This window comes from Vibrio sp. 1S139, assembly GCF_041439475.1.
Lineage (GTDB): Bacteria > Pseudomonadota > Gammaproteobacteria > Enterobacterales > Vibrionaceae > Vibrio > Vibrio crassostreae_C.
This window is the reverse complement of the sequence record NZ_JBGOOD010000165.1, coordinates 1-1,102: the sequence shown is the minus strand read 5'-3', so window position 1 is coordinate 1,102 and position 1,102 is coordinate 1. Positions and strand designations below refer to the sequence as shown.

Below are 1,102 nucleotides of genomic sequence, written 5' to 3'. Positions count from 1 at the left end.
AAGGTTACGACGTTCGTTTCGATGATTGAATGTGTCGATTTAAAGACGCTTACACTAAAGTACGGTGAGCGGTACGATTTTTCGAAAATGAAGTACGTCAATCGTTCTACCCCTGTCGAAATATTATGCCCAGAGCACGGACCCTTCCATACAACACCCAATAATTTTCTGGCCACGGTAAAAAAAATCGGTTGCCCGCTTTGCAGTCGTGCACAGAAGGCAAAACGTACACCACAAAAAGCCAATGATAAGAATGAAGTCAGGGGGGGTGGGACGGATAACTTCAATGTTCGTGGAGGGACGAAACAATATAACCACCTATTGCTGAAGGTGTTTGATTGACAAGTTACCGCCTAGATAGGGCGATGTTTGTTATTTGTTAGCTAGACATAGTCACTCGGCGCTTAAGGTCTTGAGCCTTCAAAACCTTGGCCCCCATAATCACAACTCTAAGAAACCCCTGTTTTGATTGGGACTTGTTCCAATTATCTAGGTTCTGCCGCGTTGTAGATGCGTACCTGGCCAATTCGTCAACGGTGTCAAACCCAGCCATTTTACTGAGCTCTGAGAGCTTATAGTCTGGTACAAAACTCATTGAGACACCTCCGAACTTATTAGTCAAAATGTTTGACCAAAAAACTTATTTTAGTAAAGTATTTTGACTAATGGAAGCTATTCCGTAAATATGTTTGACTAAACATTTGTAGCTAAAATACCCTATCAAAAATTTCATGCAAAAGGGGCTGCTGTAATAACAACGCCCCTTAGCTGATAGCACTGAGATTTTAGGCCGTACTCAAGTTACTTTGATATCCGATATACTCATGACACCCTATTCCTCTGCAAAAAGCACGTTTGATTATTGGTGAATAAATAAACGTATCTTACTGAATAATAGGGTGTGTGTGTGCCGTTATTCCCTGTCATTATGACGGAATGACACAAAGGTGCCTTGAACGACTTATGTGGGACTTATCGCTGAATTAGACGATACCCTATCATCTTATATCACCGACTCGAAGATTCCCCCCACCTTAACTCACCGCAATCGGGCCATGGAGGAGCGCGCGACGACATACAGAATGAGCAAAGCGAAAAAATA

Annotated in this window: 1 protein-coding gene; it reads left to right on the top strand. The window is 42.4% G+C overall.

Annotated features, from left to right (window positions below; translation table 11 throughout):
- Positions 1-21: 21 nt before the first annotated feature.
- On the top strand, positions 22-342 hold the full coding sequence (locus ACED46_RS21940; RefSeq protein ID WP_371722457.1) for a hypothetical protein: 321 nt from the start codon (positions 22-24) through the stop codon (positions 340-342).
- Positions 343-1,102 lie beyond the last annotated feature (760 nt).